The following is a 13,107-nucleotide window of genomic DNA, read 5'->3' as shown; positions in this document are numbered from 1 at the left end:
ATGCTCAGCTCAGGTAAAGGCCGGCTCAATCAGGCAAGCGACTGGATCGAAGAGCTCGCAAGGATCATCGCGAACAGGAAAAGGCAGGCCGCCGCGACGCGATGCACGAGGACCGGCTTGATCTCGAATCTTTCGGTCCGGCGCATCAGGTTGCCGAACACTATCCAGCCATTGGCGGCAAACAGGACGAGCGCCGCAAACAGGCCGAGCCAGGGCAGAAGCCGCAGCAACCCGGCATGCGGCATGATGACGAGCGCGATGATCAGCGCCTTGGGATTGAGCACGGTCGTCACGAAGACCTGCCGGACGGAAATCTCCGCGCCCTCCTTCGCCTTCTTCCCGGACGTCCACAGGCGATAGCTCAGATACAGGACCCACAGGCCGGCCGCGAGCTTGGTCCAGATCGCAGCCTCGGGATAGGCATCGAAGAAAGGGGCCGCGAGCGTGGCCACCGGAACGATCACGACGAGATAGCCGAAAAGCTCGCCCGGGATCAGCGGCAGGGCCCTCGCCCAGCCGCGGGAATAGCCGCCGAGCGCCATCAGCGTGTTCGTCGGTCCGGGCGTGCACAGAAGCAGCAGGATGGCGAGGATGAATTGCAAGGGCGTCATGAAGCGACCTGTCCGGAATGCCGGCGATTCCGGCCATTCCCCGATAGCAGGCGCCTCCCGCGCCTCCCTTGATTTCCATCAAGCCCAAACATTCAATCCAGGCATTCAATCCAGCCGTTCAATAATGCGGCGGCCTGGTGACGGGCGCTGCCTCCCGCGACGTCTCCTCCAGCTCCAGAAACCGCTCCGTCAGGCGGTCGAGCTTGATGCGCGTCTGGTCGAGCACCTTCCATTGCCCGGCAAGCTGGTCGGAGAGTTCCTCGATCACCTTTGCCTGATGGGCGGCGAGCTCCTCGAGCTTCACCAGTCTTTCCTCGTCGGTCACTGCCTCTTTCCCTCGCCGCCCTTCGCGGCCTTCCAGGCCCGAACCTTGTCCGGCATGCCGTCATGGGCTCCGAGCGGCCGGACGGGCGCGTCATTCCACCAGTCGGACCGGACCGGCTGCATGTCGAGATTCCTGGGATAGACGATGCGGTTTTCGGGTTTCTCCGTCTCGCCGACGACCAGCAGGCGTATCTCGGCCTGCGTATTGTTGATGAACGTGTGCGCCAGGCCGGTGCCTGCCGGAAAACCCACCGAGTCGCCCGGCTTCAGGCGGTGCAGTTCGCCGTCCAGCCAGACATCCGGCGTGCCCTCGATCACATGGACGAATTCCTCCTCCAGGCTTTCGGCATGCGGGAACGAGGTGCGGCGGCCGGGCGGCAGGCGATGGTGATGGATGCCGAGCCGGGTCAGGCCGAAATGCCGGCCGAGCGCCGCGCCGAAACCCATCAGTTCGTCGTCGCCGCGATAATGCGTTTCGGTCGGCTTCTCGACCTCGGTCCAGTGTCGGATGCAGGAAGGACGGTCCTGGTCGGTCATGCCCAATCTCCCTTGGCCCAATGTCTCTCGACCCAATTTCTTGGAAAGGCGCGACACTATAACATCGGCCCGAAAATCGAAATCGATTTTCGGGCCGATGTGAATGGATTCGCGATGCCGGTCCGGCTTTCGGCGCGGCGCGCCACAGGTTCGGATCGGGCGTCCCGGGTCAGGCCCGAAGGCGGGGCCGCTCCACGAAGGCCTCGCGCGAAGCCTTCGTCTTGAACCGTCCGACCAGCGCGGCAAGGCGGCTGCTGATGCCGACGAGGCTCTGGGTCGAGGCATGGGTCTTTTCCATCAGCGCGGCGTTCTGCTGGGTGATCTGGTCCATGTCGCGGACCGCGGAATTGATCTCCTCGATGCCGGAAGACTGTTCCTGGGCCGACAGCGCGATGGAGCCGATATGTTCGTCGATCGACTTCACCCGCGCGCCGATGCTGACCAGGGCTTCGCCCGTCTTGTTGACGAGATCGACGCCGCGATGCACGTCGGCGGAGGACCGGTCGATCAGTTCCTTGATCTCCTTCGCCGCGGCGGCCGAACGCTGGGCGAGCTCGCGGACCTCCTGGGCGACGACCGCAAAGCCCTTGCCCTGCTCGCCGGCGCGGGCGGCCTCGACGCCCGCGTTCAAGGCGAGCAGATTGGTCTGGAAGGCGATCTCGTCGATCGCGCCGATGATCTGCGTCATCTTCCGGGAGGATTGCTCGATATCGCCCATGGCGGCGATCGCCTCTTCCACCACCCGGCCCGAGAGAACGGTCTCGGCGGCGGAATCGCGGACGATGTCCTGCACTTCACGCGTGCGCTGCGCCGATTGGGCCGCGATCGTGGTGATTTCCTCCAGCGCCGCCGCCGTCTGCTCCAGGGCGGATGCCTGCTGTTCGGTGCGCTTGGCCATGTTGTCGGAGCCGGAGGAAATGCCATGCACCTCGGCACGGACCTGTTCCACCGAACTGTCGATCTCGCGCATGGCGGAATCCAGTTCCGCGATGGAGGCATTGTAGTTCTGTTTCAGCTTGGCGAAATCCGGTGCGAGCTCCTGCCACAGCTCGGCCGTCAGATCCCGTTCGGAAAGGCTTCCGAGCGCCGCGTCCAGGGCGGCGAGCGCCGTGTCCTGCTCGCTTTTCGCCTGCTCGCGCTGCGCCTCCGCCCGTTCGCGCTCGTCGTTCAGCGCCTGCAGGTAGATGGAGATGCTGTAGTCCATGTCGAGCAAGGCGGCCTTGACGATGGCCGTCAGGTGGTCGGAAAGGGCGCGGGCCTTCTTCTCCTTGAAGAACCCCTTGACCTCCTCCTTGACCACAGCCCGGATGAGCCCGTCGAGAACCAGCGCATATCCGCCGATATACCAGCGCGGCTCCAGCCCGAGGCGGGCATGGGCATGGCCGATCCGCGAAACGGCATCGACATAGCCCGCATCGTACCGGCCGGAGGCGATCCCTTCCCAATGCTTGAACTGCCGCCCCTTGGCCTGCTCCATGTGCGCTTCGCTGGAGAAGAACTTCGCCGTGTGCGGCTGGGCTTTCATCTTGCGATAGAAAGCATCCAGCGTGGCGCCGAGAGCATTCCTGATGACCGGCTGGATTTCGGAGAGATGCCGGCGCTGTTCTTCGCCGAGACCGACGAATTCCAGTCGCTCGTTCAGATCAGCTTTCTGCTTCTGGTCTTTCATGGATAACTCCAGGAGGAAGGGGGGCAACCCGAACATCCGGGCTTGAGAAGTGCTTGCGTGTGCAGGGTCATTTCTAGGAATTAAGTCTTAATGGACTGTTATCCATGCGGGTGAATTCGCAACAATCGTAATAAAGAAGGACCGAAGAAACATGCCCCTGAAACTCTTCTTTCCAACGCGGAAAAACCCGCAGTATTCGGCCGGGACATGGCGATCTTCTTGTCGTCGAGACGGTGCGGCCATCTTGCCGGCGGGGACGAAATTTCCCCCGGCTTGAAGAATTCGGCGCGCGGCCTGTCGGTCAAGTCGCTGATTTTCTTATCCCTCCCGCAGAGGAGGAAACAGGAGACGCGCTCCCGTCCATCCCCGCCGCTTTCCGCTGTGCCTGCAATAGCCCCGCTTCCGTCGCCGGAGCATTTCGCGAGACGTTCGCGGGCAGGCGGGAGCCGGCGCTTTCATCGGAACCGTAACGTGCGGGAAAGGTGGAAGAGGTGAAAGCCATGGAAGGGTGGTCCGTGACAGGCAAACCTTCCTATCAAGCCTTCTCCGGGCAGCCTTCCCCGGATTGCGTGTGAGCAAGTCATGCCGGGGTTTTTATGGAGTGATGGGCAGGCGAAGCGCTCCCTCTTCTCCCCGCCGGGGAGAAGAGGGAGCAAGCCGCACGGGGGAAAAGGCCAGCCCGTTCGACCGCATGGACGCAAACGCTTGCCATCCGGGCTTCGAAACCTTAGCTCCTGTTCAACGACACTGAAGATTCCCGATGGCGCAGAAGATCTCCCTTTCCCGGCTCAAGCTCACCGATTTCCGCAACTATGCGGAAGCGGCGCTGGTGCTCGACGGGCGACATGTGGTGCTGACCGGCGAGAACGGCGCCGGCAAGACCAATCTTCTGGAAGCGGTCTCCTTCCTTTCGCCGGGCCGCGGCCTTCGCCGCGCCGTCCTGACCGATGTCACGCGTGTCGGCGCCGCCGGCGGCTTCGCCATCTTCGCCGATGTCGACGGGATGGAGGGCGAGGTCTCGATCGGCACCGGCATCGAGGGCATCGATGGCGAAACCGCGAGCCGCAAGCTCCGGATCAACGGCACGCCGGCTAAATCGACCGAGGAACTGTCCGACCATCTGAGCGTCCTCTGGCTCACCCCCGCGATGGACGGTCTCTTCACCGGTCCTTCGGCGGACAGACGGCGCTTCCTCGACCGGCTCGTGCTTTCGCTCGATCCCGCGCATGGCCGCCGGGCGAGCGATTTCGAGCGCGCCATGAGAAGCCGCAACCGCCTGCTTTCGGAGGGACGTTTCGATCCCTCCTGGCTTTCGGCGATCGAGGCCCAGATGGCGAGCCTCGGGATCGCCATGGCCGCGGCGCGCCAGGAGATGCTCGGGCTTCTCAGGACCCTGTCGGCCGGTTCCGGCGAAACACCCTTCCCCTCGCCGGTTCTCGCCCTCGAAGGCTTTCTCGGCCATGCGGCGGACCGGCCGGCCGCCGACCTGGAGGAGGAATACCTCGACATGCTGCGCAACGGACGCGGACGGGATGCCGCCGCCGGACGCACGCTCGAAGGGCCGCACCGCTCCGATCTTCTCGTCCGGCACCGCGAGAAGGACATGGAGGCCGAGCGCTGCTCGACCGGCGAACAGAAGGCGCTGCTGATCGGCCTCGTGCTCGCCCATGCGCGCCTGACCGCCGACATGACCGGTTCGGCGCCGGTCCTGCTGCTCGACGAGATCGCCGCCCATCTCGACGAGGGACGGCGCACGGCCCTGTTCGACCTTGTCCACGGTCTCGGCGGCCAGTCCTTCATGACCGGCACCGACAGAGGAATGTTTTCCGCGCTCGCCGACCGGGCGCAGTTCTTCACCGTCGCACACGGCGGCATCGGCGGCTGAGGTTCGGCGAGCAGCCCGTGAAGAACTCCCTCGTCATCCTTGGGCTTATCCCAAGAATCTAAATATCGGGCCGTTGCGGATGCCCGGAACAGGCCCGGGCATGACGGGGTCATGGCCGACAGCGCATCGTGGCAGCCAATTAAACTATCTTACACCCTCCCTTCCCCGGTGCTATGCTCACTCCATGGACACCCTCACCCGCGAAGAAATCGAGCGTTATCGCCGCCATATCCTGCTGCCGGAGATCGGCGGCGCGGGACAGCAGAAGATGAAGAACGCGCGCGTGCTGGTGGTCGGAGCCGGCGGGCTTGGCGCGCCGGTCCTTCAATACCTGGCCGCTGCCGGCATCGGCACGCTGGGCATCGTCGATGACGACCGCGTTTCCCTTTCCAACCTGCAGCGGCAGGTCATCCACGATACCGGCACGATCAGCGAGATGAAGACGAAGAGCGCGCGCGACGCGATCGCCAGACTCAACCCGAACGTCCGGATCGTGGATTTCGAGGAGCGCTTCTCGCTGGAATGGGCAGAACGGCATCTTTCCCGCTTCAACCTGCTGATCGACGGCTCCGACAATTTCGACACCCGCTATGCCGCGGCCGATGCGGCGGAACGCGCCAGGATTCCGCTGGTGACCGGGGCGGTCGGCCGGTTCGACGGTTCGGTGACGGTGCTGAAGCCCTATGAGGCGGGGGCGGACGGCGCTCTCAATCCCACCTACCGCGATCTCTTCCCGGAGAAGCCGCCGGAAGGTCTCATCCCCTCCTGCGCCGAAACCGGCATCGTCGGCGCGCTGACCGGCGTCATCGGCACGGTGATGGCCATGGAGGCGATCAAGCTTCTGACCGGCATCGGCGAACCGCTCGTCGGCCGGCTGATGCTCTACGATTCGCTCGCCGCCCGGTTCGACACGATCAAATACAGGCGACGTGCCGCGAAGGCTGCCGCCGAATGATCGAAACGATCCGCATCGACGAGAATTTCAGCCGCTTCGACGAGCTGCTGGCGCTCATCCTTGCGTCCTTCGCCTATATGGACGGCGTCATCGACCCGCCTTCCTCGGCGCATCTGCTGACGCCGGCATCGCTCGCCGAAAAGGCGAAGGCCGAAACCGCCTTCGCCGCGATCGAGAACGGGGGACTCGCCGGCTGCGTTTTCCTGAGGCCCGAACCCGGTTTCCTCTATATCGGCAAGCTCGCCGTCGCGCCGGACCATCAGGGCAAGGGTCTCGGCCGCCGGCTGCTGACGATCGCCGAGGACGTCGCCCGGGAAAGGGGCTTGCCGGCGCTCAGGCTCGAGGCCCGGATCGAGCTTGCCGGCAATCACGCCACCTTCGCGCGGTGGGGCTTTTCCAGGACCGCCGAGAAATCCCATCCGGGTTTTGCCCGCACCACCTCCATCGAAATGCAGAAGCGGCTGGCCTGATCTCAGTTGCGGCCCGGCAGCACCCGGTTCGGCGGGCGATGCCCGTCGAAGAAGGTCCGGATGTTGATGATCACCTTGTCGCCCATGTCGATCCGGCCCTCGATCGTCGCGGACCCCATGTGCGGCAGCAGGACGACGCGGCCTTGGTTCGCCAGCTTGACGAGCTTCGGATTCACCACCGGTTCGTTCTGGTAGACGTCGAGGCCGGCGCCGGCGATCCTGCCGTCACGCAGAAGCTGGATCATCGCCGCCTCGTCGATGATGTCGCCGCGGGCCGTGTTGACGATGATCGCGCTTGGCTGCATCAGCGCCAGCCGGCGCGCGGAAAGCAGGTGGAAGGTCGCCGGCGTCGACGGGCAGTTGACCGAGACGATATCGACGCGGGCGAGCATCTGGTCGAGGCTGTCCCAATAGGTCGCCTCCAGCTCTTCCTCGGTCGCCGGGTTGACCCGCTTCCTGTTGTGGTAGTGGATCGACAGGCCGAAGGCCTTGGCCCGGCGGGCAACGGCGGTGCCGATGCGCCCCATGCCGACGATGCCGATGCGCTTGCCCCAGATGCGCCGTCCCAGCATCCAGGTGGGGCTCCAGCCGGCCCAGTCCCCCGGGCGGTCCGTGAGGATGCGCGAACCTTCCACCAGCCGCCGGTTGACGGCCAGGATCAGCGCCACCGTCATGTCGGCGGTGTCCTCGGTCAGGACGTTGGGCGTGTTGGTGACCGTGATGCCTTTCCTGGCGGCGGCATCCACGTCGATATGATCGAAACCGTTGGAGAAGCTGGCGATCAGCTTGAGCTGCGGCCCGGCCTCGGCAATCAGCGCCTCGTCGATCCTGTCGGTGACCGTCGGCACCAGCACGTCGGCGGTCTTCATCGCCGCGGCGATCTCGTCGCGCGTGCGCGGCGCATCGTCGATATTGAGTTCGGCCTCGAACAGTTCCCGCATGCGGGTTTCCACCGCGTCCGGGAGCTTGCGGGTGATGTAGACCTTGGGTTTCTTTTTTGCCGTCATGAGGTTCGCTATCCGGCGCCTTTTAGGAGGTCCTTAACCAAGTCGCGCGATATTCGGTTCATCCAGGGCGTTTTCTACCAGACCCGTCGGCGAAGACAAACAAAACCTCGCGAAGGTCGGCTCGACGCCCGTGGTCTTTCAGCCGGAACCATACTCATGCGTCGCGTCATTCTCCGCTCCCTCGCCGCTTTCACCTTCGGCATCGCCACCTGCCTGTCCATTTCGACAACGGCTTACGCCCAGGGCGCAAAAGGGGCAAGCGGCCTGCCGCTGCCGCGCTTCGTCAGCCTCAAGTCGAGGAAGGTGAATATCCGGATCGGCCCGAGCACGGATTACGCCGTCTCCTGGATGTACATGAAATCCGGAACGCCGATGGAAGTCATCCAGGAATACGAGAACTGGCGGCGCGTGCGCGATGCCGAGGGCACCGAGGGCTGGGTGAACCAGGCGCTGCTTTCCGGCGAGCGCACCGCGGTTGCCGCACCCTGGATGCGCGGCAAGGGCAAGGACATCTTCGTCAACATGCGCCGCGACCCGCAGGCCAGCGCCGGCATCGTCGCCAAGCTGGAGCCCGGCGTCGTGCTCAGCATAGACGAATGCAACGGCGACTGGTGCCGCGCGGAAGCCGGCGGCACCGAAGGCTGGGTCGCGCAGGGCGAGATCTGGGGCGCCTATCCGGGCGAAGCCTTCAAATAAGGCCTTCCGCCCCGGCCGCCTCCTTCAGCGACGCCATCGGGCGCGGGCCGATCTGCTGGATGGTGATGGCGGCCGCCAGGCAGCCGAGCCTGCCGCAATCCTCGAGCGAACGGCCCTGCGTGTAGCCGAAGAGGAAACCGGCCGCGAAAAGATCGCCCGCACCGGTCGTGTCGACCAGTTCCTTGATCGGATAGGCCGCGACCTTCACGCGCTCGCCGCCACGGATGACGACCGCGCCTTCCTCGCTGAGCGTGACCGCCGCGAGCTTGCAATCCTGCCCGATCTTCTCCAGCGCCAGTTCGAAATCCTCCGTCTCGTAGAGCGAGAGCGCCTCCTGCCGGTTGGCGAAGACGATGTCGACCGTGCCGGAGCGCATCAGATCGAGGAATTCCGCCCGGTAACGGCCGACGCAGAAGGGATCGGAGAGCGTCATCGAGACCTCGCGGCCATGCGCATGGGCGATGCGGGCGGCCTCGCGGATCGCCTCCTTGGCGCGCGGCGGGTCCCAGAGGTAGCCCTCGAAATAGGTGACCTTCGCCTCAGCGACCACATCCTCCTCGACATGTTCCGGACCGAGGTCGACGCAGGCTCCGAGAAAGGTGTTCATCGAGCGCTCGCCATCCGGCGTGACGAAGATCATCGAGCGGGCGGTCGGGGGATAGGTGCCTTCCGGCTTCGTCTGGTAATGCACGCCCTGGGCCCGGATATCGTGCTGGAAGATGGTGCCGAGCTGATCTTCCGCGACCTTGCCGAAATAGGCGGCCCTGCCGCCGAAACCGGCGATGCCGGCGGCCGTGTTTCCTGCCGAGCCGCCCGAGGCTTCCACCGCCGGGCCCATCTTCGAATAGAGAAGTTCGGCGCGCTCGGCATCGATCAGGTTCATCGCTCCCTTGATGATCGCATTCTCGCTCAGAAAGCTGTCTTCGCAGCGGGCAAGAATATCCACAATGGCGTTGCCGATGGTCAGCACGTCGAATTTGGGCATCCGGTCTTGATCCTCTTGAACAGGTTGATCCGCGAAAACCGGTATTCCTGTTTCGACCCGATTGGAAGCAGAAATAACGGCAATGCCGGCAAGACAAGGCTTTCCGGCAAGCGTCATGCCCCTGTCACGATCCGGGGTTATACAGATCCCCGATCCGGTTGTACTGCCGACCACGGATGAACTGGCGGCGTAGTATCCGGGGTCCTGGACGAGACCAGGAGGGAAAGCGGGGATTGCCCCGCTTTTTTGTTGGCTGGCGGCCGACACTCCCGCCTGCGGAAAGTTCCTCTGCGATCAACGCATTTGTCGCGGCCTGCGATATGCGCTAGACGCATAAAACCTGGTCTGTCGAAAGCTTGCCTGCCGTGTCTTCCGTTCTCGTGAATGTCGTGCCCGTCTTCATCCTGATCCTGGTCGGCTGGGTGTCGGCGAAAACCGGGATCTTGAAGGAGGAAACCGGCGACGCGCTGGGTGAATTCGTCTTCAAGATCGCGGTGCCCATGCTGATCTTCCGGACGCTCACGGACGCGCATTTCGAGGGTGTCTCGCCCTTCCGGCTGTGGATGGCCTATTTTCTCGGCGTCGCCGTCACCTGGGCGACAGGCCATCTCATCGCCACCCGCGTCTTCGGGCGGGATGCCAAGCTCGGCGTCATTACCGGCATGTCCGCCTCCTTCGCCAACAACGTCTTCATCGGATTGCCGCTCGTCGCCCACATCGTCGGCAAGGACGGGCTGGTCGCGCTCTCCATCCTGCTTGCAATCCACCTGCCGCTGATGATGGTGGCGGGCACCATCCTGATGGAGGGCGCGGTCGCCAGGACCGACGGGCGGGAAAAGCGCGGCATCATGGCCATCCTGAAGCAGGTCGGCACCAATCTCGCCCGCAATCCGCTGGTGATCGCCCTCCTCGCCGGCGTGATCTTCAACCTCCTCGGCCTGCATCTGACGCCGGTGATCGCCACCGTCGTCGACCAGCTCTCGGCCGCCGCAGGCCCTGTGGCGTTGCTGTCGATCGGCATGGCGCTGACGCGATACCAGATCCGTGGCGATATCGGCCTTTCAGGCACCGCGGCGCTGCTGAAGCTCACGCTGCTGCCGGCGGTCGTGTTCCTCGCGGGCCACCTCCTCGGCCTGCCCGCCGACTGGACGGCGGCGCTGGTGCTGACGGCCTCGGTCCCGACCGGCATCAACGCCTGGCTGATCGCCCAGCGTTTCCGCGCCGGCCACAGCCTGGCGGCCTCGGTGATCAGCATCACCACGGCCTTCGGCGTCGTCACCGTCAGCTTCTGGGCCTGGCTGCTCGGCTGATTCCGGAAGCGGAACCCCATAACGAAAATGCCCGGCCGAAGCCGGGCATCCGATCTGTGGAAAAACTCCGCCTTGCGGCCGATCAGTTCGTGGCCGGCGGGGCGGCCGGCGCCGCGTTCGGGTCCGGAAGAGGAGCCGGGCTGTCGGACTGTTCACGAATATAGGCGAGCAGGTTGGCGCGCTCGGTGTCGTTCTTGAGACCGGCGAAACCCATGGCCGTGCCCTTCACATAGGCCTTGGGGGCCGTCAGGAAGTGGTTCAGGTGATCGAAGGTCCAGGTTTCCGAACCGCCCTTGGAGAAATCCTTCATGCCCGCCGAATAGGCGAAACCTTCATGCGAGGCGACCGGGCGGCCGACAACGCCCCAGAGGTCCGGGCCGACCTTGTTCGGCCCGCCCTTCTCGATGGAATGACAGCTCTGACACTTCTTGAAAACGGCCGCGCCGGCAGCGGCATCGGCCTTGGCAAGCAGTTGCCCGACCGGAACGGCGGCGGGAGCGGCTTCGCCGCCACCTTCGCCGGCAGCCGGCTCTTCGGCGGCAACGATGGCAAAACCGGCCTTTTCAGGAAGCGGCGAATGGAAGATGCCCTCCGAGGCAATCGACACCGACATCATGACGAAAACCGTAGCAAGCAGGGCGCCTGCAGCCATGTTCACATAGGAATTCATCCGCAACCGCTCCTTCGCAACCGCCTGTCCCTCCCCCATTCCCAGGGCGGACCATCTTGAAATTGCGCGGAACCTATGTCTTTTGCATCATCGTTGCAACACGATATTCGTCCCGCTCGTGAGACTTTTTGACACTGTTTCCGCGGGAATAGAAGGGTCCCCCCATGAAGAATTCGGCTTTTGACCGGACGCTGGTGCTGATCCCGGCCAGAATGGCCTCGACACGCCTGCCAGGAAAACCCCTGGCTGATATCGCCGGACTGCCAATGATCGTCCAGGTGGCAAAGCGCGCGCGGGAAGCGGAAGCCGGGCGAATCATCGTCGCGGTCGATCATCAGGACGTCTACGATGCGGTGGCCGCCGCCGGGTTCGAGGTCGTGATGACCCGCCAGGATCACCAGTCGGGTTCCGACCGCATCTTCGAAGCCGTGCGGAAAGCCGACCCCGATGCGAAGGCGGATTTCGTCATCAACGTGCAGGGCGACCTGCCGACGATCGAGCCGGAGGCCGTGCGCGCCTCCCTGCGTCCGCTCGAAAATCCCTCGACCGACATCGCGACGCTGACGGTCGAGATCACCGACGAGCATGAAAAGACCAATCCGAACGTGGTGAAGATCGTCGGCTCGCCGCTTTCCCCGACGCGGCTGAGGGCGCTTTATTTCACCCGCGCCACCGCGCCCTACGGCAACGGTCCGCTCTATCACCACATCGGGCTTTACGCCTACCGCCGCGCCGCGCTTGAAAAATTCGTGTCGCTCGGACCGTCCGTGCTCGAAAGGCGCGAATCGCTCGAGCAGCTCCGGGCGCTGGAAGCCGGCATGCGCATCGATGCTGAAATCGTTGACTCCGTGCCGCTCGGTGTCGATACTCCCGCCGACCTTGAAAAGGCGCGTGCAATGCTTGCCGCGCGTGCTTCCTGACGGATGTCTCCGATGAACGCTCCCACCAATCGCATCGCCTTCCAGGGCGACCACGGCGCCAATTCCGACATGGCCTGCCGCGACATGTTCCCGACCATGGAGCCGCTGCCCTGCCCGACGTTCGAGGATGCCTTCCAGGCGCTTGAAAACGGCGACGCCGATCTGGCGATGATCCCGATCGAGAACACGATCGCCGGCCGCGTCGCCGACATCCATTATCTCCTGCCGGAATCGCGGCTGCATATCGTCGGCGAATATTTCATGCCGATCCACTTCCAGCTGATGGTCCTGCCGGGGGTCGCGCGCGAGGAAATCCGCACCGTCCACAGCCATATCCACGCGCTCGGCCAGTGCCGCAAGGTCATCCGCGCCAACGGCTGGAAAGCGGTCGTGGCGGGCGACACCGCGGGGGCGGCCAAACTGGTGGCGGAAAAGGGCGACCGCTCCATGGCGGCGCTCGCCCCGCGGCTTGCCGCCGACCTCTACGGACTGGAGATCCTGGCCGAGAATGTCGAGGACACCGAAAACAACGTCACCCGCTTCGTGATCCTGTCCCGCGATGAAAAATGGGTGCCGCGGAGCGATCCCTCGGAAGTGATCGTCACGACTTTCGTGTTCAACGTCCGCAACATTCCGGCCGCGCTCTACAAGGCGATGGGCGGCTTTGCGACGAACGGGATCAACATGACGAAGCTCGAAAGCTATCAGCTCGGCGGCAAGTTCGTGGCGACGCAGTTCTATGCGGATATCGAGGGACATCCCGACGACGCGCCCGTGCGCCGCGCGCTGGAGGAACTGCGCTTCTTCTCGGAGAAGGTCCGCATCCTCGGCACCTACAAGGGCCATCCGATGCGGGGAGCGCTGCAGAAGGGGTGAGGAACGCCCCGGCGTGAAGCCATATGACGACAGGCGCAATAATCCCTTGGCGATCCCGGTTGATTTTCTCCCGGTTTGACCGGGGGCAAGGTTTCGGCCGGGACACGTCGAGTGCCTCGTATTGAAATTGATAAGTGACACGCGACGTGTCCCGTTCGGTGTGTTTTTCCGCGCAACTCCGGTCCCTCTGCG

14 protein-coding genes are annotated in these 13,107 nt (G+C 64.3%); 7 read left to right on the top strand and 7 right to left on the bottom strand.

Annotated features, from left to right (window positions below):
- Positions 1-29 precede the first annotated feature (29 nt).
- The 4 genes from ACFFP0_RS22070 to ACFFP0_RS22055 all read right to left on the bottom strand — a co-directional run bounded on the left by ACFFP0_RS22070 (position 30) and on the right by ACFFP0_RS22055 (position 3,141).
- Complete coding sequence (locus tag ACFFP0_RS22070) at positions 30-611, bottom strand: LysE family translocator (protein ID WP_377264368.1); 582 nt, start codon at positions 609-611, stop codon at positions 30-32.
- Between the two features lie 118 nt (positions 612-729).
- The gene (locus ACFFP0_RS22065; protein WP_377264367.1) at positions 730-936 is read right to left on the bottom strand and encodes a SlyX family protein; all 207 of its coding nucleotides are present in this window, start codon (positions 934-936) and stop codon (positions 730-732) included.
- Positions 933-1,472, bottom strand: a complete 540-nt coding sequence (locus tag ACFFP0_RS22060) for a cupin domain-containing protein (protein ID WP_377264366.1) — start codon at positions 1,470-1,472, stop codon at positions 933-935. The genes ACFFP0_RS22065 and ACFFP0_RS22060 overlap by 4 nt, the downstream gene beginning before the upstream one ends.
- A gap of 169 nt (positions 1,473-1,641) precedes the next feature.
- A complete protein-coding gene (locus ACFFP0_RS22055; RefSeq protein WP_377264365.1) occupies positions 1,642-3,141 on the bottom strand; it encodes a globin-coupled sensor protein in 1,500 nt (499 codons plus the stop codon).
- A 760-nt stretch (positions 3,142-3,901) separates the two neighbouring features.
- Here ACFFP0_RS22055 and recF point away from each other — a divergent pair.
- The 3 genes from recF (at position 3,902) to ACFFP0_RS22040 (ending at position 6,451) form a co-directional block, all read left to right on the top strand.
- On the top strand, positions 3,902-5,026 hold the full coding sequence (gene recF / locus ACFFP0_RS22050) for a DNA replication/repair protein RecF (protein WP_377264364.1): 1,125 nt from the start codon (positions 3,902-3,904) through the stop codon (positions 5,024-5,026).
- Between the two features lie 184 nt (positions 5,027-5,210).
- The gene (moeB, locus tag ACFFP0_RS22045; RefSeq protein WP_377264363.1) at positions 5,211-5,981 is read left to right on the top strand and encodes a molybdopterin-synthase adenylyltransferase MoeB; all 771 of its coding nucleotides are present in this window, start codon (positions 5,211-5,213) and stop codon (positions 5,979-5,981) included.
- Positions 5,981-6,451 carry a GNAT family N-acetyltransferase gene (locus tag ACFFP0_RS22040; RefSeq protein ID WP_377264419.1) on the top strand — a complete coding sequence of 157 codons (471 nt, stop codon included), beginning with the start codon at positions 5,981-5,983 and terminating at the stop codon, positions 6,449-6,451. Before moeB ends, ACFFP0_RS22040 begins: the two co-directional genes overlap by 1 nt.
- 2 nt (positions 6,452-6,453) lie before the next feature.
- On the opposite strand, the gene ACFFP0_RS22035 is transcribed toward ACFFP0_RS22040, so the two are convergent.
- Positions 6,454-7,458, bottom strand: a complete 1,005-nt coding sequence (locus ACFFP0_RS22035) for a 2-hydroxyacid dehydrogenase (protein WP_377264362.1) — start codon at positions 7,456-7,458, stop codon at positions 6,454-6,456.
- 156 nt (positions 7,459-7,614) lie between these two features.
- On the opposite strand from ACFFP0_RS22035, the gene ACFFP0_RS22030 reads away from it, so the two are divergent.
- Positions 7,615-8,154: an SH3 domain-containing protein gene (locus ACFFP0_RS22030; RefSeq protein WP_377264361.1), complete on the top strand. Its 540-nt coding sequence runs from the start codon at positions 7,615-7,617 to the stop codon at positions 8,152-8,154.
- Here the strand turns inward: ACFFP0_RS22030 and ACFFP0_RS22025 are convergent.
- Positions 8,147-9,139, bottom strand: a complete 993-nt coding sequence (locus ACFFP0_RS22025; protein ID WP_377264360.1) for an adenosine kinase — start codon at positions 9,137-9,139, stop codon at positions 8,147-8,149. The genes ACFFP0_RS22030 and ACFFP0_RS22025 overlap by 8 nt on opposite strands.
- Positions 9,140-9,504: 365 nt before the next feature.
- On the opposite strand from ACFFP0_RS22025, the gene ACFFP0_RS22020 reads away from it, so the two are divergent.
- Positions 9,505-10,449 (top strand): AEC family transporter, encoded by a 945-nt coding sequence (locus tag ACFFP0_RS22020; RefSeq protein WP_377264359.1) that lies wholly within the window; start codon positions 9,505-9,507, stop codon positions 10,447-10,449.
- Between the two features lie 82 nt (positions 10,450-10,531).
- On the opposite strand, the gene ACFFP0_RS22015 is transcribed toward ACFFP0_RS22020, so the two are convergent.
- Positions 10,532-11,119 carry a c-type cytochrome gene (locus ACFFP0_RS22015; RefSeq protein WP_377264358.1) on the bottom strand — a complete coding sequence of 196 codons (588 nt, stop codon included), beginning with the start codon at positions 11,117-11,119 and terminating at the stop codon, positions 10,532-10,534.
- Positions 11,120-11,283: 164 nt separating this feature from the next.
- On the opposite strand from ACFFP0_RS22015, the gene ACFFP0_RS22010 reads away from it, so the two are divergent.
- Positions 11,284-12,039 carry a 3-deoxy-manno-octulosonate cytidylyltransferase gene (locus ACFFP0_RS22010; protein WP_377264357.1) on the top strand — a complete coding sequence of 252 codons (756 nt, stop codon included), beginning with the start codon at positions 11,284-11,286 and terminating at the stop codon, positions 12,037-12,039.
- A 12-nt stretch (positions 12,040-12,051) separates the two neighbouring features.
- The gene (locus tag ACFFP0_RS22005) at positions 12,052-12,915 is read left to right on the top strand and encodes a prephenate dehydratase (protein WP_377264356.1); all 864 of its coding nucleotides are present in this window, start codon (positions 12,052-12,054) and stop codon (positions 12,913-12,915) included.
- Positions 12,916-13,107: the final 192 nt, after the last annotated feature.

The sequence above is a fragment of the Neorhizobium puerariae genome (assembly GCF_042429745.1).
Classification (GTDB): domain Bacteria; phylum Pseudomonadota; class Alphaproteobacteria; order Rhizobiales; family Rhizobiaceae; genus Neorhizobium; species Neorhizobium puerariae.
This window is presented reverse-complemented; position numbering and strand designations above follow the sequence as displayed.

Coding starts and splice junctions, on each gene's coding strand:
- ACFFP0_RS22070 (WP_377264368.1), bottom strand. CDS start 611: ATGACGCCCTTGCAATTCATCCTCGCCATCCTGCTGCTTCTGTGCACG.
- ACFFP0_RS22060 (WP_377264366.1), bottom strand. CDS start 1,472: ATGACCGACCAGGACCGTCCTTCCTGCATCCGACACTGGACCGAGGTC.
- ACFFP0_RS22055 (WP_377264365.1), bottom strand. CDS start 3,141: ATGAAAGACCAGAAGCAGAAAGCTGATCTGAACGAGCGACTGGAATTC.
- recF (WP_377264364.1), top strand. CDS start 3,902: ATGGCGCAGAAGATCTCCCTTTCCCGGCTCAAGCTCACCGATTTCCGC.
- moeB (WP_377264363.1), top strand. CDS start 5,211: ATGGACACCCTCACCCGCGAAGAAATCGAGCGTTATCGCCGCCATATC.
- ACFFP0_RS22035 (WP_377264362.1), bottom strand. CDS start 7,458: ATGACGGCAAAAAAGAAACCCAAGGTCTACATCACCCGCAAGCTCCCG.
- ACFFP0_RS22030 (WP_377264361.1), top strand. CDS start 7,615: ATGCGTCGCGTCATTCTCCGCTCCCTCGCCGCTTTCACCTTCGGCATC.
- ACFFP0_RS22025 (WP_377264360.1), bottom strand. CDS start 9,139: ATGCCCAAATTCGACGTGCTGACCATCGGCAACGCCATTGTGGATATT.
- ACFFP0_RS22015 (WP_377264358.1), bottom strand. CDS start 11,119: ATGAATTCCTATGTGAACATGGCTGCAGGCGCCCTGCTTGCTACGGTT.
- ACFFP0_RS22010 (WP_377264357.1), top strand. CDS start 11,284: ATGAAGAATTCGGCTTTTGACCGGACGCTGGTGCTGATCCCGGCCAGA.
- ACFFP0_RS22005 (WP_377264356.1), top strand. CDS start 12,052: ATGAACGCTCCCACCAATCGCATCGCCTTCCAGGGCGACCACGGCGCC.